Source organism: Streptococcus oralis subsp. tigurinus, assembly GCF_002093575.1.
Lineage (GTDB): Bacteria > Bacillota > Bacilli > Lactobacillales > Streptococcaceae > Streptococcus > Streptococcus oralis_CH.
Map to the genome: position 1 here is coordinate 12,583 of NZ_LNVH01000009.1, position 23,465 is coordinate 36,047.

24 protein-coding genes are annotated in these 23,465 nt (G+C 40.7%); 1 reads left to right on the plus strand and 23 read right to left on the minus strand.

Going from position 1 to position 23,465, the window contains the following annotated elements:
* Positions 1-48: 48 nt before the first annotated feature.
* From ATE37_RS09610 to tgt, 18 genes are all read right to left on the minus strand, one after another.
* Entirely contained in the window at positions 49-672 is a 624-nt protein-coding gene (locus ATE37_RS09610) for a ribonuclease P (protein ID WP_084868865.1), read from the minus strand.
* Between the two features lie 55 nt (positions 673-727).
* The gene (jag, locus tag ATE37_RS09615) at positions 728-1,714 is read right to left on the minus strand and encodes an RNA-binding cell elongation regulator Jag/EloR (RefSeq protein ID WP_084868866.1); all 987 of its coding nucleotides are present in this window, start codon (positions 1,712-1,714) and stop codon (positions 728-730) included.
* Between the two features lie 14 nt (positions 1,715-1,728).
* Positions 1,729-2,556, minus strand: a complete 828-nt coding sequence (locus ATE37_RS09620) for a membrane protein insertase YidC (protein WP_002883077.1) — start codon at positions 2,554-2,556, stop codon at positions 1,729-1,731.
* Positions 2,531-2,902: a ribonuclease P protein component gene (rnpA, locus tag ATE37_RS09625; RefSeq protein ID WP_000748120.1), complete on the minus strand. Its 372-nt coding sequence runs from the start codon at positions 2,900-2,902 to the stop codon at positions 2,531-2,533. The genes ATE37_RS09620 and rnpA overlap by 26 nt, the downstream gene beginning before the upstream one ends.
* A 149-nt stretch (positions 2,903-3,051) precedes the next feature.
* On the minus strand, positions 3,052-4,242 hold the full coding sequence (locus ATE37_RS09630; protein WP_084868867.1) for an acetate kinase: 1,191 nt from the start codon (positions 4,240-4,242) through the stop codon (positions 3,052-3,054).
* Positions 4,243-4,299: 57 nt separating this feature from the next.
* The gene (locus tag ATE37_RS09635) at positions 4,300-5,247 is read right to left on the minus strand and encodes a class I SAM-dependent methyltransferase (RefSeq protein WP_084868868.1); all 948 of its coding nucleotides are present in this window, start codon (positions 5,245-5,247) and stop codon (positions 4,300-4,302) included.
* A gap of 58 nt (positions 5,248-5,305) precedes the next feature.
* Entirely contained in the window at positions 5,306-5,896 is a 591-nt protein-coding gene (locus ATE37_RS09640) for a class I SAM-dependent methyltransferase (protein WP_049478132.1), read from the minus strand.
* A gap of 4 nt (positions 5,897-5,900) precedes the next feature.
* The gene (comGG, locus tag ATE37_RS09645) at positions 5,901-6,329 is read right to left on the minus strand and encodes a competence type IV pilus minor pilin ComGG (protein WP_049478131.1); all 429 of its coding nucleotides are present in this window, start codon (positions 6,327-6,329) and stop codon (positions 5,901-5,903) included.
* Positions 6,307-6,768 (minus strand): competence type IV pilus minor pilin ComGF, encoded by a 462-nt coding sequence (gene comGF / locus ATE37_RS09650; protein WP_049478130.1) that lies wholly within the window; start codon positions 6,766-6,768, stop codon positions 6,307-6,309. The genes comGG and comGF overlap by 23 nt, the downstream gene beginning before the upstream one ends.
* On the minus strand, positions 6,731-7,033 hold the full coding sequence (comGE, locus tag ATE37_RS09655; RefSeq protein WP_000413376.1) for a competence type IV pilus minor pilin ComGE: 303 nt from the start codon (positions 7,031-7,033) through the stop codon (positions 6,731-6,733). Before comGE ends, comGF begins: the two co-directional genes overlap by 38 nt.
* Positions 6,996-7,430, minus strand: coding sequence for a competence type IV pilus minor pilin ComGD (gene comGD / locus ATE37_RS09660; RefSeq protein ID WP_001180048.1), 435 nt, complete (start codon positions 7,428-7,430; stop codon positions 6,996-6,998). Before comGD ends, comGE begins: the two co-directional genes overlap by 38 nt.
* A complete protein-coding gene (gene comGC / locus ATE37_RS09665; protein ID WP_000735800.1) occupies positions 7,393-7,716 on the minus strand; it encodes a competence type IV pilus major pilin ComGC in 324 nt (107 codons plus the stop codon). Before comGC ends, comGD begins: the two co-directional genes overlap by 38 nt.
* Before the next feature lies 1 nt (position 7,717).
* Positions 7,718-8,734 carry a competence type IV pilus assembly protein ComGB gene (comGB, locus tag ATE37_RS09670; protein WP_000355375.1) on the minus strand — a complete coding sequence of 339 codons (1,017 nt, stop codon included), beginning with the start codon at positions 8,732-8,734 and terminating at the stop codon, positions 7,718-7,720.
* Complete coding sequence (gene comGA / locus ATE37_RS09675) at positions 8,682-9,623, minus strand: competence type IV pilus ATPase ComGA (RefSeq protein ID WP_000249580.1); 942 nt, start codon at positions 9,621-9,623, stop codon at positions 8,682-8,684. The genes comGB and comGA overlap by 53 nt, the downstream gene beginning before the upstream one ends.
* Positions 9,624-9,685: 62 nt before the next feature.
* Positions 9,686-10,051: a DUF1033 family protein gene (locus ATE37_RS09680; protein WP_000286399.1), complete on the minus strand. Its 366-nt coding sequence runs from the start codon at positions 10,049-10,051 to the stop codon at positions 9,686-9,688.
* Positions 10,052-10,204: 153 nt separating this feature from the next.
* Positions 10,205-11,356 carry an N-acetylglucosamine-6-phosphate deacetylase gene (gene nagA, locus ATE37_RS09685; protein ID WP_001134442.1) on the minus strand — a complete coding sequence of 384 codons (1,152 nt, stop codon included), beginning with the start codon at positions 11,354-11,356 and terminating at the stop codon, positions 10,205-10,207.
* A 140-nt stretch (positions 11,357-11,496) separates the two neighbouring features.
* Entirely contained in the window at positions 11,497-13,314 is a 1,818-nt protein-coding gene (locus ATE37_RS09690; RefSeq protein WP_084868869.1) for an acyltransferase family protein, read from the minus strand.
* A gap of 133 nt (positions 13,315-13,447) precedes the next feature.
* Positions 13,448-14,590, minus strand: a complete 1,143-nt coding sequence (tgt, locus tag ATE37_RS09695) for a tRNA guanosine(34) transglycosylase Tgt (protein WP_084868870.1) — start codon at positions 14,588-14,590, stop codon at positions 13,448-13,450.
* 116 nt (positions 14,591-14,706) lie between these two features.
* Between tgt and ATE37_RS09700 the strand changes: the two genes are divergently transcribed.
* Positions 14,707-15,564: a DUF975 family protein gene (locus tag ATE37_RS09700; RefSeq protein WP_084868871.1), complete on the plus strand. Its 858-nt coding sequence runs from the start codon at positions 14,707-14,709 to the stop codon at positions 15,562-15,564.
* 40 nt (positions 15,565-15,604) lie between these two features.
* On the opposite strand, the gene ATE37_RS09705 is transcribed toward ATE37_RS09700, so the two are convergent.
* The 5 genes from ATE37_RS09705 to ATE37_RS09725 all read right to left on the minus strand — a co-directional run bounded on the left by ATE37_RS09705 (position 15,605) and on the right by ATE37_RS09725 (position 23,461).
* Complete coding sequence (locus tag ATE37_RS09705) at positions 15,605-15,967, minus strand: DUF1304 domain-containing protein (protein ID WP_038804058.1); 363 nt, start codon at positions 15,965-15,967, stop codon at positions 15,605-15,607.
* 10 nt (positions 15,968-15,977) lie between these two features.
* Complete coding sequence (locus ATE37_RS09710; RefSeq protein WP_084868872.1) at positions 15,978-16,403, minus strand: MarR family winged helix-turn-helix transcriptional regulator; 426 nt, start codon at positions 16,401-16,403, stop codon at positions 15,978-15,980.
* Positions 16,404-16,569: 166 nt separating this feature from the next.
* Positions 16,570-17,406, minus strand: coding sequence for a class C sortase (locus tag ATE37_RS09715; RefSeq protein WP_084868873.1), 837 nt, complete (start codon positions 17,404-17,406; stop codon positions 16,570-16,572).
* Between the two features lie 103 nt (positions 17,407-17,509).
* Positions 17,510-18,952, minus strand: coding sequence for an isopeptide-forming domain-containing fimbrial protein (locus ATE37_RS09720; RefSeq protein WP_084868874.1), 1,443 nt, complete (start codon positions 18,950-18,952; stop codon positions 17,510-17,512).
* Between the two features lie 123 nt (positions 18,953-19,075).
* Positions 19,076-23,461 (minus strand): Cna B-type domain-containing protein, encoded by a 4,386-nt coding sequence (locus ATE37_RS09725; protein ID WP_084868875.1) that lies wholly within the window; start codon positions 23,459-23,461, stop codon positions 19,076-19,078.
* Positions 23,462-23,465 lie beyond the last annotated feature (4 nt).

Sequence of the window (23,465 nt, forward strand, 5' to 3'; positions counted from 1 at the left end):
TAGAATAGCAATAAAACAATTTGCGTTCATCTATCACATTTGATTTGTCTATCCCCTCGTCACTTCATAGTACGGGAGCAAGCGAGTATAAGCGTCTTCTAGCTTCTCCAATATCGCTTCTACTGACTGATTTTCAATGAAGGAAACATCTGACTTGACTAAGACTTTACGAACTTCCTGTTTTCTCAGCTTCTCTCGTAAAGTACGACGATTTTTTTCATTAGCCTCCATCTTATGACTTTCCCCATTTGAGTAGACTAGATAATAAATTCCTTCTACCGCTGGAAGCTCTAAAACCTTGGCTTGCTTGTCCAAGGTCTGTTCGTCTTTCTTGCGCTCGATGAAACTGACTTCTAAGGAAATCCCAAAATCTGAGGTTTCGCCATACAAACGCAAGGCTAACATGGGTTCTGTTACCTGCCCCTCTCTCTGTAGATAGGCCCAGAAATGCGGTCGCAAGCGCTGCGCTTGATTCATCCACTGACTAGTCTGTTGCAATTGCCATTCGGGATGACTTGCTTGGAAGATCTTGGCCAGGTTTGTAAAAGCCTTACGAGCCTCTTGGCCTTTTTGCCGCAAGGTCAACATCTTTTCTCTTTCATCACCAGCTTTATCAGGATTGCGGTACTGGACCCCTGCAAATGATAGGTATTCTCTAACTGCTTTCAGCATATCTGAATCTTTCCTTTCCTAGCAAAAAATCAGGATGAACCTGATTTTGCTTTGCTTATTCTGCGTCTACGACAACATAGCGATTTGGCTCATCACCCTCAGAGCAACTCGTCACGCCATCCATGCGTGAAATAATGCGATGGATAATCTTGCGTTCGCTATTTGACATGGGATCTGTTTGCTGGCTACGCCCTTCTTCTAAAACGCGAGTCGCCAATTTTTGAGCGTAGGTTTGCAAGACTTCTGCACGGTGTTCAACGTAATCATTGACATTGATTGTGATGTAGAAGGTTCTTGAATAGCGATTATAAAGATAATTTTGCGCCAATAGTTGAAGAGCTTTCAAGACTTTTCCGTGGTAGCCGATAATACGACCTGGTTCATTGGTATCAATTTGAAGATTGATGGTGCGGCGATTGTAGTCACTTGAAATCGTCCCTTCAACATCCATATCATCTACAATGGTTTGAACGTAGCTAGCTACTTCAGTTGCCACTTGTTCGATATCATAACTTGGCTCTACTTTTAAGCCCAAGTCTTCCAACGATTGGCTTGCTGCTTCCTGCGTTTCAGTTTCTTTTTCCGGAGCAGATTCCACTTCCTCAATAACATCTTCTGCTTGAAGTTCATTTAAAATTGAAATATGACCTGTTTCTTCCAAAATCGTGCTGGCATGCTTTTCATTTTTCAGGATTTCAGCCTTGACCTCTTCAGAGACACCTTGACCTTCTTCTTCAATCTTCTTGATGACTTCCACTACATGCCCCAAATCAACAGTTGCTTCGCTGACGGTTTTCACGGGTTCATTTTTTTCATTAACTTCTTTTGGAACACCCTTGACGGCCTGCTGATTGGCTTTGATCACTGTCGTTTCACTAATCGCTTCGATATCAACTTGAGCTGGCTTCTTACCAAACAAGCCTAAGAATCCTTTTTTCTCTTTCGAAACAACCTTGATGTGGGCCTTCATTCTTGGAATGTCTAATTCTTTCAATCCTTTTTGGATTGCTTCTTCAACCGTTGAACCTGTAAATAATACCATTACAAGATTCCTCCTTATTTTTTCTTTTTCTGTGCTTTTTTCAAGGCTTTTCTCTTCTTACCTTCTAAATCTTTTTCTGCTTGTGCCACTGCTTCTCTTTCAGCAATAATCTTGAAAGGATTGTTCAAGAAATAGGTTTGCAAAACTTGATAAGCATTGGATACAGCCCAGTACAAGGCTACACCACTTGGGGCGGAGATAGCAAAAACAAAAATCAATACAGGCATACCATACATCATCCCTGTCGTAGCCCCACTTTTTTCGGACAAAGCTTTATTCGATAACCAGCTACTCAAGAAGGTAAAGACTGCTGCCAAAATCGGAAGGACAAAACTTGTATCTACTCCTCCCAAATTAATCCATAAAAAGTGACCTGTTTTCAAAAAATCTACTCGACTCAAGGCTTGAAAGAGCGCCAAGAGAACCGGCATTTGTATTAAAATTGGCCAGAGAGAGGATGAATGCTTGATCCCTAACTCTTTATAAACCTTGCGCATCTCCTGGTCTAGCTTGGTTCTACTTTCCATATCACGACCCGGATATTGCTCTCGCAAAGCCTTGATACGTGGTTGAGCCTCTTGCATTTTTCTAGAGGCAACCATCTGTGTCTGAAAGACCGGTAATAGAATCGTCCGAATCAAGATTGTGAAGAGGATAATCCCCACTCCGATACTAATGTCAAAGGACAAAAAGCGGATAATTTCAGCAAAAAAATAGACGAATTTACTCCAAAAATCTGTCGAATCCGCTGTTATATCGCTAGCTGTACTATTTGTTGCACAGGCCGTCATGATAAACAAGGACAAGCCCAACAAACTAGTCAACTGTAGTTTCTTTTTCACTCCCATTTCCTTCCTGATAAATCTTTGATAACTTTAATACGTGGAGTAGATTTTTCTCCATCTCTGCATATTCCAAGGTTTCCACCCCTTTTCGGGCAATCACGACAAAATCGACATGCTCTACCAAACTCCCTTTTACACTTTGTAGAATGTGTCGGATTCGTCTCTTGATTTGATTTCTGGTAACTGCATTCCCCAGCTTTTTGCTGACGGACAGCCCTACTCGAAAATGGTTTTGCTGGTTTTCCAATTGGTAGACAACAAATTTTCGATTGGCAAAACTTGTTCCGTCCTTGAAAATCGCCTTAAAATCTTTCTCTCTTTTTACACGAAAGCTTTTCTTCAAAACTCAACTCCATCTATTAAATTACTACTATTATACCATATTTTTTGAAAAAGCCAATAACAGCAAGGTTTTAGACATTTTCTACATAAAAAAAGCTGGAAAATCTCTTTTCCAACTTCTTTTTACAATCAAATTTTACATGTATTTACTTATTTTTTCAAGCGTTCAACATCGCGAGCAATCACCAATTCTTCATCTGTTGGAATAACCAAGACACGGATTTTCGCTGCGTCAGTTGAGATGTCTCCCGTTACGCCAAAGACGTTCTTTTCTGGATCCACATCACAACCAAACCAAGAGATACCTGAAATGACATCCTCACGAACCAAAGCTGCATTTTCACCGATCCCTGCTGTGAAGATAATCGCATCTGCTCCATTTAAGACTGCAAGGTATTGGCCGATATGTTTTTGGATACGATCGACATACATTTCATAAGCCAAAGTCGCATCATGGTCTCCTGCTTCCATGGCAGCAATCACATCACGCATATCGCTTGACTGACCAGAAACTCCCATGAGCCCTGATTCACGATTGAGAACACGACTAATATCTTCTGGGGTATTAAAATCCTCTGTATATTGCATGAGATAAGGGATGATAGCAGGGTCAATATCTCCTGTACGAGTTCCCATCATCACACCTCCAAGTGGTGTGAATCCCATAGAAGTATCCACAGACTTCCCACCCTTAACAGCTGTGATAGAAGCCCCGTTACCAATATGGCAGGTAATCAATTTCAAATCTTCTAGAGGACGGCCCAAAAGTTTCGCTGCTTCTCCTGCGACAAACTGGTGGCTTGTCCCGTGGGCACCATATTTACGAACCTTGTTGTCTGTGTAGTATTTAGTTGGTAGAGGGTAGCGATAAGCCTTTTCTGGCATGGTTGTGTGGAATGAGGTATCAAATACGACAACACTGGTAATATCTGGAAGTAATTCCTTAAATGCGCGAATTCCAGCTGCGTTAGCTGGATTGTGAAGAGGAGCCAAGAGTCCCAATTCCTCAACTTTTTCTAACACGTCTCCCTCAACTACTGTTGATTCCTTAAAATATTCACCACCTGCAACGACGCGGTGGCCGACACCTGTGATTTCGTCGTACCCTTTGATAATGTCAAAACGAATCAAGTCATCCAATAAAATTTTAACGGCTTGTGTATGGTCTTCAATATCAAGAATTTGTTGCTCCGAACGACCGTTAAATTTTACTGTTGAAATTGAATCTTTCAATCCAATACGTTCAATCAAGCCTTTAGCCAAAACTTTCTCTTCAGGCATTTGATAAAGTTGCCATTTCAAGCTTGAGCTTCCTGCATTGATTGCAATTGTTTTTGTCATAAGATGATACCTCTTTTTAAGCGTTTTCATCTATTATAACAAATCTCAATTCAAATTTCATGAATATTGACTCCAATTTTGAAACTTTTCTTTAAAGTCTACCAATTCCTGAGAGTCACGTAGATTATTCAGTGGATACACGAAAGGTTCTACAGCTTTTAATCCTTTCTTTTGTAGAACAAAAATAGCCTTAGAATTGCTATCTTGACTAAAGAGATTTTCTGGTAGTGTAATCATGGCTGCAAGTTGGGCCTCCTCTTTCAACCACCCTTTCAGCAAATCACTCTGAGGACTGGTCAACAAATCACTCGGAGCGAGAAAAATAGCGTATCCATCTGACTTGAGATACTTAAGTCCTTGTTCCATGAGCAAGTGATGGGCGTATGTATGTTCTTGGCTAGAAGCAACTTGATGACGCAACGCAACGGCGTCATCAGGATAATAGCCAACAGGCAAGTCGCTGATGACCACATCACTTTCTTTGAGCATTTGTGGACGAACGGCATCTCCTTGGACAAAGCCAGCCTGCAAACCAATTACATCTGCCATGCTAGCTGCCAAATCAATCAGCAAATCATCTACTTCCATTCCCAAATAATCCACCTTTTTATCAAGCGAGGTCAAGAAAGTAGCGCCTAGAATTCCCATCCCAGAACCCATTTCGAGAATAGTAATTTCCTCCTCTTTAAGCAATTCTTCCACAATAAACACCAAAAGTAAAGCAATGGCATCTGGTGTAAACTGGTGATTGGCCTGTAAAGGTTCCGTTTGTCCTGCCTTCATCAAGAGAAACTGGTAGGTCTTGAGCCACTCTTCCTTGCGAAGGGCTAAGCGTTTAAGGGCTTGATTGTTCTCTTTGACCTGCTCTAGTTCGGTCTCGCCATCTAGGTAGATACTATTTTGCTCTACCAAGGCGTCATAAAAGTTGGTCGCCAAATCACTTTGGATGACTTGGACATTCTCTAGTAAATACGTATAAGCTTGTTCAATTTTTTCAAAATCCATATTACTATCTTATCAAATTTCCCTCCTTTTTTCCATCTGAAGAGAAAAAATCACTGCTTTAGTCAGCGAGTGATTTTTGGGCTACTGTTAAAAAGAGTTCTGCGTAATTTCCGAGGAAAAGATCTTCTGCACTATAGAGGATCTGACTGCCAATGCTTGAAAAACCATTCTGAGCGAGCTTGGTTTCCAGTTCAGCTAAATCAAAACCATGATGGTTAGGCTCTATCTTAGTAAAATCAGCAATGAAGACCTGTCCATTCTCCCTAAGGTGATGGTGAAACATGGCAAGAGTCGCATCTATATCAGGCATATGATGAAGAACCCGACTGACAACAATCAGGTCAAATTGCTGCTCCAAGGGATTTACTAGTAAATCCTGCTCCAAAAACTGGATATTCTTGATTTCTTGCTGATCTGCTTTCAAACGAGCTTGCTCCAGCATTCTCTCAGAGATGTCTACAAGAGTGACAGACTTAGCCTGCTGAGCCAGGGGCAAAGCTAATAGACCCGTCCCACCACCAAAGTCCAGTATTTCTTTGTCTGATAAAAGAGCAATCTGTTTCTCGACTGCTTGACAAACCAAATTTGCAAGGAAGATATTTTTAGGGGAATCAAAGGTTTCTGCTTTGTGGTTAAAATCGTGTTTCATGTTTTTAGTTTAGCACAAAGTAGTTGAATTGACTAGGAATTATCTTTCTTTTCAGGCTTTTCTTCCCTGCTTGATTGCTTGAATCAGTCGCTACCTCTTCCTTTTTAGCTGTTTTCTTTTCTTGGGTTTTCATCGGAGAAAAGAGAAATTCATAGTTGCCCTTATTCATACGAACACTTGTTGCAAAACCTGTTTTCGTATTTTGATACCTGACTTTTCCTAGGTTAAAGACTCGTTCCCCACTTTCTTGCTCAGCCTTATCCTTACTTCGCTTGGCCATGGCAAAAGCTGCCAACTTTTCTTTGTTTAGGGCAAAGTCTTTGTGATGGGCGACTTGCCGATTTAAATAAAACTGCAACAAAAGGCTAAAAATAGCTGCCATGGTGACTGCATATAAAAGAACGCCTGCCTTAACTTTTTGTTTTTTCCACACGATAGATGAACTCCCTTTCTAAGCCTTTTTGAAACTGGAAACGGAAGCGAACCAATTGATTTTCCTCTGTAATTTGTGCTGATTTAAGTCCATAAACCATAGGTTGGTAGCCCCGTCCGCTGCTATCGGTTTTCCGAAAATCATCTGATTTGGACTTGCCCATAGCGATATCCTTGCCATCTTGCTTCACATAGAGGTGATTGGCTTCCACCTTTTCAAACTGCGAACGATCTAACTCTGCCTCCAGTTGATCCACAAACAAGAGCCACTCTTTTTGCTCGCTTTGCTGCTGGTAACGAACTTCTGAAATGAGGAGCTGACTCATAGCTTGAAAAAGGAGCAAGCCTCCGCTAATGACGATAAGGGCAATCAGAGATTCTAATAGAGTGAACGCTCTTACCTTACTGCTCTTTAAGATACAGCAACTTCTCTGAACCATGGTAGACCTCCAATCCCTTTTCACTAGCAAACACCTGAATCTCCACTCCATTTATGTTTACCTGATTTTGACCTGTCTGCAGAGCCATCTTAGCTACACGTAAGACTTCTTCCTTTTGCAAGATTTCTGCCTCTTCCTGCCTATTTTTCTGGATTTGTCCCAAAAGAAGGGTCGCAATGCTGGCAAAAACGGCTAGAGCAACTACCGCTTCCAGTAAAATCACTGCCTTAATTTTTTGTTTCCTTAATGCGTTTAATTTTTCCATTTCCTAGATATAATTGATAGCGAATCGCTCCTTTGCTGGTCTGAAATTCAACCTTAGCCAGGGACGAATTGCCCCCAGCTCGGTCAAATATAATGCTTTGTCCTGATGGTGCCTGAATCCCTTTAGGAACGGTCAAGTTTTGACTGCCGTTACTGATCGTCTGTCCATCTAAGTTCAGACTGGTCTTTTGCTGACTGGCTACACTGCGTTTTTGCGTTTCCCGATAGAGTTCTTCAAACTCCATAAAGAAAATCTGCTCCTCTACCGCTGCAAAACTGGACTGGACAGAGCCAGACAAGCCTAAACCAAGGATACTCACAAGTCCCAAAACTAAGAGACTTTCCAGTATAGTAAAGGCCTTAATCTGCAACAGTTTGACTGGTTTTTTGTTTTGCATGGTAGTCTTTATAAGCTTTGGCTTGCTCTGCTGTGATACGACCGTCCGCTTGTAATTTGCTAAGGCTAGCATCTTCATTCTTGTCCAGACTATAGAGCTCTGCCTGGCTTTCTACGACCTTGACAACAGCAGCTTTTCCTTTATCATCTACGGCATCCTTTTGCTTGGTCAAATTGGGCACAAAGAGCAAGAGAAGAACACTGATGATAAGCAAAACCACCAACATTTCTACCAACGTGAAAGCTTTAACCTTGGCTTTTTTTAAATTTGTCATGAGTTTTTTCATTTTAAAAATTTACCTCCATATTTTGATACATGGGCATAAGCATTGCCGCATAAAGTAAAACGATAATCAGGGCCACAAAGATAAAAACCAGTGGCTGTACCAGATTCATGGTACGATTAACTCGGGTAAAAAAGGCTTCCCAAGTTTTTTCAGCATAGATTTCCAACTCACTCCCCAGCTTGGACTTGACTTCCCCATACTCGATGATGAGACTCAACTCCTTTTTAAAGAAAGGATAGGTCGCTATGGTTTGAGAAAATTCGCGGCCATTTTGCAGGGCTTGAGCCAAATCTTGACCGATTTCTTTAAAGAGCTGAGAACCCAGTTCCTGCATGATCTGAAAAATCTGCGTCAGCTCCATCCCCTGTGAAATCATATTGCCCCATTCACGCGCATAATAGGCCGTCAGATAGGTCTGGACAAAGATTCCTAGAAAGGGAACCCGTGCCAACATCGAGAAAACCCGCATCTTGGAACTTCTTTTGTAAAAAGTGAGGGCTAAAAGTAAAGATAGAGAGCAAACCAACACTAGCCCCAGAAAAATTTGTGGCAGATTGCCAATGATTTGGGTGGCGATATTGCTACTGTCCAGTTGGGGGAGCAAATAATTCCTGAGCCCCAACATGATTAGCAGGAGAAATCCCAGCAAAATCAAAGGATAGGTCGCTACTTCAATTAACTTCTTCTTGACCTTGGACAAATTATCCAGATATTCTTCTATCTTCCCCAAACTCAGGTGAAGATTCCCATGTACTTCAGCTAGAGATAATTGGGTCACAATAGCACTTGAAAACCCCAAGCTGTCCATCATCTCTGAAAAGGATTTCCCCTGAGACAAGCCTTGGTGCATCCGGGCCACATAGTCCTTTTCCAGCAGGGCACTTCTGCCCAAAAAAGAAATAATTTCCACCAAATGAAAGCCACTGGAAAAGAGGTTGTTAAACAGGGTGATGATTTTCTTCTGCTTAGCTGTAGCTAATTTTTTCCGTTTCAGCCTGAAGACTTGTGATATGTCCATCTTTAAGAAGCTGGTCAATCTGCGCATTCCAGCTAGTTGGCTGGTGTTCTTGAAAGTCTTTGTTTGCAAAGTCAACGATTCCTCCTCCCCCGATTAATCTCTGGTAGCAGACTCCTTGCAGAACAACTGCTAATTCTTCCTCCGTCACACCTAACTCCAGAAGGCGTTCATAAACACCTCGGATACTCTTGGCATGAATGGTTGAAAAGACTGTCGCCCCTGTCAAACTGGCTCTGACCACTGCACGCGCCGTCTCGCTATCCCGAATTTCACCGATAATCAAGAGGTCAGGACGATGCCGGAGAGACAGTTTGATGAGATTTTCATAGGTCAAACCAATCGCTTCATTCAACTGCAACTGGAGCATGTCTTCCTGCTTGATCTCGACAGGATCTTCAATGGACATGACCTGTTGCCCCATAAACAGAGACTTGGCTAATTCGTGCATCAGAGTCGTCTTGCCACTTCCGACTGGACCTGCAAAGAGATAGAGTCCCCGTTGCCTGTACTGCTCACCCAGTTCGTTCATATCCTGAAACCAGAAATGCAGGTCCTGCTCCTCATCGTGCAACAAACGAATGACCAAACTCTCATGTCCCCGATAATCTCCCACGGTAGACAAACGCAGAGAAGACACCTTCTCCCCATGCTGATAGTCGCAAGAGCCCAGTTGACTACGTCTCTTCTCTCCTACGTTCATACCCGCCACAAACTTAAAATGACTAATCACAGCAGCTAAAACATCAAACTCATAGGAGTCAACGAGACACCGCTCGTCTCCAATCCGCATGTGAAGCTCGTAGGACTTTTCCTTGGGAATGAAATAGATATCCTGAGCCTTCTTTTCTTTCGCAGTAGCAATAATTTTCTGTGCAATTTCTTGTACCATACCGCCCTCCTTATCTAACTATTCGCAAAAAAATAAAAAAAGCAACTTAAAAAGTTACTTTTTTATCTCCATTTCATGCGGCAAGAACGGTGTTTTTCTTGACCTGTTTGTTTTTCGTAGCCTGGACGTAGCTTTTCATCGGGGATGACTTGCTCATCCTGTAAAAGTGCCAAAGAATGGTACTGCTGCAAATACTCATCGCACTCATCACACCAGCGTTGGTCGGCAGGATCCCAAAAAATAGTCATCAAATCACTCCGACTTTTATAAAGAGGATTCTTCTTTTCCAGCTCAAACCAGCATGATTTATAATATTTTAGAGCATCATAATACTTGTCAAAAGATTGACTCATGATGACATCTTCTTCCCAACCTTCTATGAACCACCACGGTTCAAAATCCCCATACATTTCTATAACACGATACATTCTTACTACTTCCTTTGTATCGTATATTATATCTAATTTTTTATTACAAGAAAAGGATTTTGCTTGTTTCCCCCATTAGCAATTTCTTTAATCCTATTATTTTCATCTGATAATAAAAATAGGAGTCCTTTATTGACCCCTATTTTTATCATCTTAGGCTTGATAACGTTTCACACCATCTAGGTAGGTTGCTACCAATTCCAAATCTTTATCCAGTACGATAAAGTCGGCATCATAACCTTCACGGATTTGACCACAGACATCATCGATGTGAACAGATTTTGCTGGGTTGAGGCTGGCCATCATGACTGCTTCATGCGGATTCGCAATGCCCCATTCGACCACATTCTTCAAACCATCTTTGAGTTTAAGGATAGAACCTGCCAAATTGCCTGTAGATTTGAGGCGAGCAGTTCCATTAGCAACTACTACTGGGAATTCTCCCAACATGTAGTCGCCATCTTCCAAGCCACCAGCTGTCATACAGTCTGTGATAAGGGCGATATTTTCAGTTCCCTTTTGTTTGAGCAAGATATCACAGGCCTTTGGATCCACATGGTGACCGTCACAGATCAACTCTGCATAGGTATGTGGCAACTCATACATGGCTCCCACCATACCGAGCTCACGGTGAGTCAACCCACGCATTCCATTGTAGGCATGTACCCAAACGCTTGCTCCAGCATCCACTGCTTTTTTAGCTTCATCAAAAGTCGCATTTGAGTGTCCAAGAGCAACAGTCACTCCTTCACCCGTAATTGTACGAACAAAGTCTTCTACACCTTCACGTTCTGGCGCAAGGGCAATTTTATTGAGCAGGCCATTAGCTGCTTTTTGCCAAGCACGAAACTCATCCATACGAGGATCTTTCATGTAAGCAGGGTTTTGAGCTCCCTTGTATTTCTCTGTGAAATAAGGCCCTTCAAAATAGATTCCACGAATCTTGGCTCCACTTGCTTCCTGGTAACGAGCACCGATATTTTCAGTTACCGCAAGCAACTGCTCGTAAGAAGAAGTCAACGTCGTTGGCAAGAAGCTAGTAACACCTGTGCTAAGCAATCCTTCACTCATAGTATGAAGGGTTCCTTCGATGTTATTATCCATGACATCGACACCACCAAATCCATGAATATGGGTATCCACAAGTCCTGGGGCAATGCTATAACCGGTATAGTCAATCACCTCAGCTCCTTCAGGAATCTGTTCTACATGTTTACCAAACTTGCCATCCACAAGTTCCAAGTAACCGCCACGACGAACTCCGTGTGGGTAGAAAAACTGATCCGCTTTAATATAATTAGGCATAATGATAACCTCCTTGATAGATTGATTCTAGAATTTATTATGTCAATTACATTATAAACCTTTCTTTTTCATTTGTAAATGGTATAGACCTATTTTTCGTGGATATTTTAAAAGAGCTGGATTTCTCCAACTCTTTGATCTTATTTTGATTTTACAGGCAGTTCTTGAGCAGCCTTAACAGCAGCTGCAATCGTCTCTGCGTAAAGTTTAGCACCTTCTTCAATCATGTTGCTATCATTTCCAAAGTGGACTTGGTCAGTTCCAGCCCAGATTTCAGGGTGTTCCTTAGCGACCTTATTCCAGTCAGCGACGCTCACATATGGATTCTTTTCAGCTAATTCTCTCGCATAAGCCGCATACTGCTCCACTGATGCATAAGTGTCCTTGCTCTTGTCTCCCTCATAAGGTGTCACCAGTATCAGATGGTGTCCTTTCGGTAGATTGTTCACGATGCTGTCCAAATCATTCTTATAGCCTTCAGGATTGTTGACCCCCGTTGCAATGACAACTGTTTTTAAAAGCGCCTTGTTCTGACTATTATTGAGCATGATGTCATTGGCTTGCTTGGTCGTCCGACTAACCTGAGCATTGATATTTGCATCAGGAAGTGCCTCTTTTAAGGCTGTATTGGCACGTAAAGTCACTGAATCCCCAATCAGACTCGTTCCCTCAGAAATTCCTAAGCGACTGGCTTCAGCTTGTTCAGCAAGAGTCTTGGTTTGTCCTATATTGGTCTGAGCTTGCTTGAAACCATTGACCATCAAGTCTGTCTCAAAGGCTCCAACTTGAGGAGCCATAGCTATGATAATCAAGGTAAGTAAGGAAAGGGCGCCCACAACACTAGCACTAATGGGTTTGATATGATGTAGTTTAGTGATTTTTCTAACTAAAGCATTGGTCTTACCAGCAATCAATGGCTCAATAATATAGAAGGATAGGATAGCAAAGAAATAGGAAAAGATAACGGTTAAAATAACAGCAGGCAGATTACTCATCAACTGCGAAAAGATAATATAAAAAGGCCAGTGGAAGAGATAAACCGCGTAGCTGGTATCCGCTAAAAATGTGATTATATGAGGTTCTCGTATCTCAGGCGTTTTCTCATGCAAGACACGCGCAGCAAAAATCATGGTTACGGCTGCTAAACTTGCCAGTAAGAAACCGAATAGATAAGCAAACAGGTAGGTGAACTTGACAAAAAAGGTCAAGAGTACTAATACCAAAAGCCCCGCAGCAAACACCAGTAGATTCTGACGAAGATCCCACGTCCGGTCAAACTGCTTGACTAAATCGCTCGTCTGACGAACCCCTACAACTGTCGCTAAAATGCTTCCTAAAAAGAAGGGATAGACATGGGTTAAACTTGAAAAGTAGACAGATGAATGGGAACTAGCCATTAGACTACCAATAAACATGGAGAAAAAGCTAATGATAAAAGCTCCCGCAGAAAGGAGAAAGACCATCCCTCTCAATTGACTACTAGATTTTGAACGTTTCGATAAGAACCAAACCGCTAAGCCCCAAAGGATATAGTAGTGAACCTCAACAGCTAGGCTCCAGTTATGAACAAAGAGATGCGGAATGAACTGGGATTCATAACTGCCTCCTGTTAACATTTCGTAGAAGTTGGTCATGAAACCGAGAACTCCAGCAATCTGGCCACCAATTCCAGCAACATAGTCTTGACGAACCAAGAAAGTAAAAGGCATGGTCACCAAAACCATCAGCACCACAGGTGGCACGATGCGGTAAAACCGTCTCTTAAAAAAGCCCAGCAAATCAATCTGGCGTGCCTTCCCAAATTCTTCTAAAAGGAGGGAGGTGATCAAAAATCCTGAAAAAGTGAAAAAGACATCTACCCCAAAGAATCCTCCAGGAAAGATCGTTTGAAAGAAGTGGTACAAAAGCACCAAAAGTAAACCTGTAATCCTAATCAAGGAAAACCATTTAATACGCATACGAGTCTATTCTCCATTAAATTAGGAAGCAAAACACCACCTAATTTCCATTCCATTATACTCCCTATTCTATCAAAAAAATAGGAAAAATCCTAAGAGAAAACTTAGGATTTTGGCATTCTATTTTTACACTTTAAAAATTGCGTCCTGACTTGTTGTAGCCATATTTTTCTACAAAATACTCACGAAATTCCAAGAGATTGTCATCCATGATGGCTTGACGCACTTGCTTCATCAGATTGAGCAAGAAGTAGAGATTGTGATAGCTAGTCAAGCGGATACCAAAGGTTTCATCAGCCTTGAGCAGGTGACGAAGATAAGCGCGTGTGTAGTTCTTACATGTGTAGCAATCACACTCAGGATCCAGTGGCATAAAGTCCTCAGCGAATTGGGCATTTTTGACAACCAAACGTCCCTGACTAGTCATACAAGTTCCATTACGAGCGATACGAGTCGGCAAGACACAGTCAAACATATCCACACCACGAATAACCCCATCAATCAAGCTATCTGGCGCTCCCACACCCATCAAATAGCGAGGTTTGTTTTCAGGAAGAAGTTGGGTTGTGAAGTCCAAGACTGCATTCATCTCTTCGTGGGTTTCTCCTACTGCCAAACCACCGATAGAGTATCCTGGGAAATCCATGCTGACAAGGTCATGAGCTGACTGACGGCGAAGGTCTTCAAATCCTGCCCCCTGCACAATTCCAAACAAACCTTGGTCATGTGGGCGACGGTGAGCCTTTAAGCCACGTTCGGCCCAACGACTGGTACGCTCGATGGATTTCTTAACGTAGTCGTAAGGTTGGTAAAACTGAGGACATTCATCAAAGGACATCATGATGTCTGAGCCCAGATTATTCTGAATAGAGATGGCCTTTTCTGGCGATAAGAACATCTTAGAACCATTGAGATGGTTTTTAAAGGTTACTCCTTCTTCTGTGATATTTCGGCTATCTGCTAGGGAATAAACCTGGAAACCACCACTATCTGTCAAAATCGGCTGGTCCCAATTCATGAACTTGTGGAGACCACCTGCGCGTGCAATGAGTTCGTCCCCAGGGCGAAGCCAGAGATGATAAGTATTAGAGAGGATAATCCCTGATCCCATCTCCTTCAACTCTTCTGGTGACTGGGTCTTGACAGTAGCTTGGGTCCCAACTGGCATAAACATAGGTGTCGGGAAGGTACCGTGGGGAGTGATGATTTCTCCCAGACGAGCTCCTGTGTGTTTTTCTTTCTTAATCAAACGGTATTTGATTGGTGAATCTGACATTTTCTACCTCCGAAGCTGGGAAAGACAGTCCCAGTTCATACTTTGTGCCCAAAGGCATACTGTATGATTTTATCAAAAAAACCAGGAACTGTCACGAACTATGGTATAATGAAAGAATGAAATACCCAAAAATTGATTTAAAAACTATTCGTCTGCAGACGAGGCAATTTCAGGCTGAAAATCCCCGCCTCTTTCTCGTCTATCTCTTACCTAGCATACTGGTCATCTTATCAGGCTTTCTCAACCCCTTGGCTCGTCTCCAAGAAAGTGTTTTAGAGCAATCCTTTTTCAGCATGCTGGCACAAGTGCTCCAAGCCTATCTCTTCCCACTAGTGGTTTCTTTTGTGAGCACGATTTTTCTAGCAGGTGCTGCTTTTGCGACACTCCGACTCCTCAAGGATCCTGATACAGAACTCTCAGTAAAATCAAGCCTAGCCCTCTTTGCGGAAGAGCGCTTCTCGCAAACCTTCCTAACTCTGCTCCTCAAACGTTTCTACCTCTTTTTATGGAGCATTCCAAACTTAGTAGGCGTTTATTTTCTCTTTTATAGCAACCTCTTAGCTCGGAGATTTATCGCCCTACATCCTGAATTTCCAAAATTAGACCTCTCATCCGTTGAAACCGAGCAATTCCTTATGACCTTTGGACTCTACTTTTTCGCGAGCCTCATCTTGATGATTGTAGGGAACATCCTCTACGTTCCGCAACATTATGCCTACTCACAGGTAGAATTCCTCCTCTGCGACACTCTGGATTTAGGACAGGCTAAACCAAGCCAAATCCTCAAAACTAGCCGTTTCTTGATGAAGGGTTACAAGTTTCAACGCTTTGTCCTCGACCTACAACTACTCCCTTGGTACTTCCTCAACTGGATCACCTTTGGAATTGCTAGTTTTTCAATCCTTCCCTATATCCAAAACAATCACATCTTCTTTTACAGAGCCCTACTAGCCCGTAAACGTCGAAATGGATAAGAGCATATAAAAACCAGCGTCATTCAGGACGCTGGTTTTCTTATTTCAAAAGCAACATACTCAGCAGAGTCAAAATAGCAGGTCCACCTTGCTTCAGAAGAATCTTCTTGTCTGCTGTCAGAGAACCGTAGGTCGCTGCACCAAGCACAAATAAAACAAAGATGGTCACAATTTCCAAACTTTGTGAGAAATAAATCCCGTACAAGAGAAACACACCTATCAAAGCATTATAAATTCCTTGATTTTTAAATAATGAACTCACTGAAGGACGAGCCAGTTCTTCCTTATCCACATTAAACACGCGACTAGTAGTATCTGATTGTGTAGCCACACTTTCCAGATAAAAAATGTAAAAATGCTCCAAAGCAACGATAGTTGCTAAAATAATTGTAAAAATAGACATATTCTTCTCCTTAAATTTCTATCTCTTCTAAGCCAGATATCAACTTTTCTAACAAGCGACTGAACTCTTCTCGCTCTCCCTTTGTAAGTACACTCTCCATCTGACTCTTTACGTCTATATGGTGTTGGGGAGAGTTGGTTACTAGTTGTTCTCTCGCAAAGTCTGTCACTTCCACCAAAACCTCCCTCTGGTTTTGAGGATTCCGACGTCGATTAACCAAACCTTCCTTTTCCAAAATTTTAAAGTGCCGTGTCAAGGCAGCCTGATCAATCTTCAAACGCTCCTGAACTGCTATTTGATTACACGGTGACTGATCGATTAAGAAACATAAGATTTGATAACGAGTGAGACTAATTCCCAATTGGCGTTCAAATAGTTGTGTCATAGACTGATCTGCTAATCGTAGTTGATACAGTAAATCTTGGATTGCTACCATAAATCTTTCTCCTTTAAAGTTGATTCGTCAATGATTGACTTATCAAGTATAATATAAACCAAAAAATAAATCAAGAAATATACTCGTATTTTAAATATATGTTCTCAATCTATTTTGAAGATAAACAAAAACGGCCAGATTTTCTAGCCGTTTTACTAACATAGTATTATTTCATATGTTGAACAATTATTCGATAAGCTATTCTTATCAACCATAAAACAAGTAAACAGACCACCACAATAGCTGGAGCTACCAATACCGGTTTTAACTGCGTCGCCTCTGCCGTCACACGTGCAGGTTTCGTAGCATTTGCTATACGATGCCCCCTAACAAGCAATCGATGAGTATTTACTCCATAAGGTGTACAGGTAACCAAGGTCACATAATCTTGATTTGGATCAATAGCTAGAGCAGAAACATCATCTGGCGTTACTGTTACAATCTGGTCGACCTCATAAGTCAGGGTCTCATTCAGTACTTGAATAAGAAAAGTATCCCCCTCCACTAACTGATCAATATCCGTAAAGAGTTTTGCAGATGGTAAACCACGATGTCCTGAAATAACGGAGTGAGTTCCAATCCCTCCTACGGGAAGAGAGGTCCCTGGAATATGACCGATAGCTACCTGTAGGATAGTATCGTCTGTTCCATGGTAGATAGGCATCGTCGTATTTAATTTTGGAATTTCAACATAAGCCATGATTCCAGTGCCTGTCACATCAAGCGTTTGATTGTAAATTTCTTCATGAGATGAAGGAAGATCTAAATCTGGAATCACATCTTTGTCTAAGTTCTGATTATATTCATGGGCATCCGCCAGCATTTGCTTATAATCATTCTCTTTCAAATCTGCCACTTTTTCCACGTATCCAGCTACTGCTTTAGACTGATGAAATGAATTCCAGTAGTCACTTATTGTTGGATACGACAACATAGAAACTCCAAGGAATAAAAGGAAGACCAATATTATCGTGATGGCATTTTCTTTTATTTTGTCAATCATAAGTCAAAAAGGTCTCCTTATCTTATCGAATTTAAAATCATTTAGAAAGGAAGAACGGAGATAGTCTCCCATCTCCGACCCCCTATCCAAGAAACATTAAATATTAGTTTTTCATACGTTTTTTTGTAACAAGTAGGATACCTGCTGCTACAACAAGTACAGAACCCGCTACATAAAGAACAGTCGTACCAATGCTACCAGTTGAAGGAAGAATTGATCCCTTTTTATTTTCAACTTGCGTAGTCAATGAACCCGCATCTTTATCTGCAGTGAAAGTAATTTGACCAGAAGCAGCGACACCTGAAAGATTTGTTAATTTAGGTTGATCAGCTTCTGTCTCATGAGTTGCCTCAACAGTAAAAGTAATATCTTTGATTGTGTTATACCCTGCAGGAGTTGCTGTTTCGGATAGTTTATATTCTCCATCATCAATACCAGTAAATTCAAATTTTGTTGCTTCACCAGCAGTGATTTCTTTCACAACTTTCCATTCACCTTTTACTTTTTTGTAGAGAGTAAAACCAGCACCTGTCAATGGTTGTTTATTTTGATCCACCTTATTAACTACAGTCTTATAAGTAAATACAATAACTGTATCTTTTGGTGTCTTACCAGTATCTTTTGGTTTACCTGTCCCATTTTCATTTGGATTATTTGAGTAAATCAATTCCACTTCGTTAGGGTTACCTTTGGCACCAATCACTGCATCTGTAGTCAATGTTGCAGTGTAGTCAACTGTAACTTTACCACCAGCTGTTCCTCCCAATGCTTTAACATCAGTAATCACAACGGATAGTTTGGTATTTCCTTCGCTATCTTTTGTAGTCGAAATTGTATATTCACTTGTAGTTAGAGTTCTATCCCCAACTTTAACAACTAAAGAATTCTCATCATATGACAATCCTTTTGAAAGTGTATCTGAAAACTCTAGATAATAAGTTTGGTATTTATCAAAATTAGTCTTTGGTAATGTTGCTGTCAATTGGAAAGGAACCTTATCCCCAAAATCATAGTCAGCAGAGTCCTGCCAGTCAGTAGTTTCACCAGTAGTGTCATTTGTATCTTTTACTTTTTTAATTACACTTGGTACATCAGCCTTTGGCTTTACTGTTTCATCTTTAATAACTTTCAAGATATAAGCAGTATAAGCTTTACCATCTTTACCAGTAAGAGAGTTGTCCTTATCTTTGATCAAGTAGTAACCAGCTTCTGTTACCGTAATAGTAGAAGTCCCTGTAGCTGATGGATTAGAAGTCAAATGTTTCGCAGCTTCTTTTGAGAACTCCACCGCATTCGATTCTGTGAGTCCCTCAGCAATTTTTGCTGCTTCATTACTTCCATGAAATTCAAATGGTGTAACTCCAGTTCCCCACTGAATATTTGACAACGTACTATCATTCAAGTCACCCTTGAAAATCTGATAAGCCTCAAAAGTATGGCCATCTGTTTCACCATTGATTGTAATGGTATAGGCATACGCCTTACCACCAACGAAGGTAACTAGCAAGGCAACAATCGCTGCCAAGAAAAACTTTAATTTTTTCATGTTATGTATGTATCTCCTTTTTTTATTTTTTATAACATGTGTGTGCGCCTCAAACGCGATAGTTAATATACAAGAATGTGACATTACCTATTTATAGGCATCACCACCTTTACCGTTTCATTTTTAGCGGATCTTTCTATAGACTTTGACGCCTACAGCAAATACAGAAAGCATAACTAGGCTTGCTCCCACAAGCATGATAGTAGCTATTCCCTCACCTCCTGTCTCAGGTAGTTGATAGGTCTTCTGTGCTTTATTGGTAATCGTGATAGTCCCTTTCGAAATAGCCATATCAGTAGCCGTTTCAGAAACTCGAGTACCATTTGAATAACTAGCTGTATAACCAGTTACCTTGCTCTCCTCTACATAATAAGTAAAGGTTTCTCCATTTTCCCCCGTAGTCGGTAGATTTTCAAATATCGTTTGCCACTTACTTCCGTCGTAGCTAATTTCTTTCTCCGTAATTTTGACAGGAGCTGATTCGATATTTGAAACACGATAAAGACTAACAGTGATTTTACCCGACACACGTTGAGCTTCGCTACCATCAGCATTCTTCCACTTTTTATCAACTATAATTGAGGTCGTTGGTGGCGTTGGTGGTGTCTTTGTATTTTCAACATATTCTTGTCTGCTTTGTTTAGCAAGATTAGTTACTTCTTGAGTATTAATCACAAGACTACCTATATTCGAAGGTAGGGTAGCTGTATTAGAGAAATAGAAATAATAGCGTTTGGGGTTAGCTGGTAACTCGTAACCAGAAGGAGCCTTGACTTCAACAGTATAGTAAAGCTTGTCCTCTAAAAGTTCTCCTTCTTTTTCTCGAGCCTCCTTATTAGACTTCGTAATGTAAAATGTTCCATCACTTGATGTTTTGTAAGTTGCTACCTTTTTATCTGTCACATTTTCTCGAATTTCAAATGTGGCGTCAGCTAGAGCTGTAGCAAAGTTGGTCGTATCAACCTTTGTAATCTTAAATGATTTCAAAGTATTTGCTGTTGCGCTAGTAGACGTTTTATGCCAATTATAGTGGGTCGTTGTTTCTGTTTGACCCGTTTTTAACCCATTGATTTCCGCAGTATTTTTTACAGTAAGATTCTTCGTATCATTTTCAGCGATATCACTTGACACAGCATAGCTATACTCTAAGTGCAGCTTCTTATGGTTTGGAACCTGTAGTGTTATTATACTGCGATGAATCCCTGTGGCATCCTTAACCTTTTTAACAGTCCAGGACCATTCACTCTTGTCTATCTCTTGATGATTCGAGTCATACAATTTAACAGACTCCTGTTTCAAGTCATAGCTTATATTTGTCAAAAGGTCCTCACGGTATTCAAGCGTATCAACCAAAGTATAGCTTGATTTACCCACTGCTAGATCCTGTGCCTCAGGATTAATATCTAGCTTATAGCTAACTTCACGATTATCATTGCTCCATGTTCCACCTTTTGAAATCTTTCTGCCTGGTTCAACAGTAATTTTCTGTGTATGATCATCTTCACCAGCAGGCTTTCCATCTATCTTAGCAGAAACTTTATTCTTATAGTTCTTTGTGATAGAGTCGTCAAAAGGTTTTGCATCTGTCTTAAATTCAAATTTGGCATAAAGTGTGCCAGTATTGTTCAAAAGCTCTTTTAATTTTTTACCATTTTTAGCTGTAAACGTTACATTGATAACACCACTAGCATCCACCGTTCCAGTCACATCGAGATTATCTCCATAAGGGCGATACCATTGATTTGACCATGTGATTTTCCCATCTGAAATAGAGAAGTCACTAGCATTAATACCATAAGTAGAAGCACCATAGCTAAATTTGGATAAGGTTAATCCTGCTGGCGGGGTATCTGTCAAAGTTACAGACTGTGTATCGTCGCTCAATTTAACCTTAATGACCCAACTGATTAAGGCATTTTGTTGAATAGTATGTTCAGTATCTTTACTATCATACTCGTTCTCTTTACCATCCCACACTAGATTGTTTCCATCTAGTTTAAAGACTTTACCATTTTCTTCATACTTATAGTTTGCTTCCTTATTGAAACCACCACCGCTTATTGTATTGCTAAATTGAGTAGCCTTTGATTTATTGATTGTCGATTGGTAATCAAAAGAAATATCTGAACCCGTATAATCTTTTAGCAGTTTGAACTTAAATTGACTATACGTCTTATTTGAATCAGCTTGATTGTAAGGTGTATACTGCCAGGTTGAGTTATTTGATTCCCAAACAGAAAACTCAAACTTATCTGCGCCACCCAATGCAGTGATCAACTTTTGATAAACAGCATCTAGTTGAGCTTTTGTAAAGTAATGTTCCCCGCTATTAGTATAGTTCGGTCCTTTAAGAAGGTCCTCAAACTCCGCATTTTTGGGAATTTTTTTATCTCCGGGTACTTTGATGATGGACTTCCATGTCAACTCTTTGACATCAGAGTCTCCCGTCGGCTTCATCTCTACAAAACTTTTTTCTAGCCCTCCGGTATTACCGTTACCACCTGGTACGGTTGCTGTAGTGCTGGAATCTTCTCCATTATCGGTGATTGTTGCTGTATTGGAAATCGATTTTGCAGAACCAGCCCAGCTATTAGATTTTTCACCAGCATCCGTTGTATAGGTGATTACATACTTATTAGTATTTCTACCACCATCTGTTGCTGAAAATTTGTAGCCAGTATTGGTTTTAGTGGCCCCATTACTTGGTGTAATAGCGACATCACTTGATTTCGCAATCATCTCATCTTTGAGTTCTGCACCAGCAATATCATTCTGATTTTCATTGACTGTGATAGTCCACTTAATTTTATTTGACTTTTCGTCATACTGACCGGTCTTGCCAATTTTATTCCTAAAAATACTAAGGTAGCTATCACTGTGTTTTTTAGGAATGTCGGGTGTCTTAACGTCAACCCCATTCGAAACGGATATGGCTTGACCTGCTGGGATGCCGGTTACTTTATATCGATATTTAATCGTATACTTCTGTTTCGCTTCTAGTTTTGGAAGTGTCAGTTCAAAAGATGTGCCTGACTTAACTGGTTGCACTGATAGAGGTTGCTCACCGACCTGGTCCGTCTCCGTTCCTCCCCAGTATTGGTAACCTGCTTTCTTGATAGTAAGATTTTGGAGTTCTCCAATGGTTAATCCCTTTGCATTAAGATAGTCATTAATTTTAACTTGACCTTTCGTTCCTTTTTCAGACCAGACAGTAACTGTATAATCTAGATAAGCCTCATCTCCATTATAGGTAACTGCCCCAATTTTCTGGCTTTGAACATCATGGTCAGACTGCTGGGGTTCTTCTTTCTTTTCGATTTTATCTGAAGGAACCGTAATCGTGACCTTATCTGTAAAGGGAATTTCGTAATTACCATTCTCTTTTCGATGGGTTTGACCGACTGTTGCAGTATAGGTCAAATCCCCCGAAACACTCTCATGTGCTTGATTAACATAACTATCCAAAAAATTGATAACAATGTACTTCTTACCATTTTCTTGAACAAAACGATATTTAAAGGCATCACGATTTCCATCTTTACCAATATAATCTTGGTTTTCATTCACATTTGACCAAGTCGTATCAGCAGGTAACGGAATCGCGTAACTTTTCTTTTGTGCTAATTGTGACTTAGGAATACTATATTTGAGGTCTAGCTCCGACGTTAAGGTTCTTGTATTGCCCGAAATATACTCGACTGGTTTTCCTTTATAGTTACCTGACGTTATATAAGTAGAAAAATCCTCGTAACTAGTTCCTGCGATTGTATATTGCGAAAATGTGTCAGACATAAACTCTACAACGGAAACAGCTTTATCTGTCTCTTGAATATTTGTTGTATGACTATCTGTCAAATCTTCAACTTGATTGACATCATTGTTTTTGAAATGATAAAGTTTCCAACCTTCTTGAATGGTTGATGCTTCGACTGCATCCTTAAAAGTGAGGGAAACCTTAGCTTCCTTACTAGGCTCCACTTCTTTCCCTTGATTATTGACAAAGGAAATATCATAAGTATAGGAAGAAGTCAATATTCGATTACGATCCTTAAGAATGTCACTTAGTTTCGCATCTATGGCTGTCGTATCTGTGACATGTTTGACCCTCAAGGTTACACTTTCCGAAAATGTATCTGCCTCATAGTCAACCTTAACTATAACATTTTCAGTTTCCGCCTTTTGACTACCTGCTTTCGATGAATGAGAATCAGACGATAATGTTTTCGATGTAGAAGGTGTACTTTCCGATACCTGTGGTTCTTGTTTTTTATCTTGTTGAGTAGCCTCTGTGCTCTCTTTAGAGGAATCAGAGGTTACTGCTGTAATAGTATCTTCCGTTTGAATAATAGAGCTACTAGAATCGGAAGTCAAGGTCAGAGCTGGCAAAATCAGCACATAGGTCGTACAAAATACAACAACGACCGATAAGACCATACTGATTCGGGCCCACAGACTTTCTCTCATTCGTTGTCGAATACGTGATGCCATTTTTTCAAATACTGTTTTCATAACA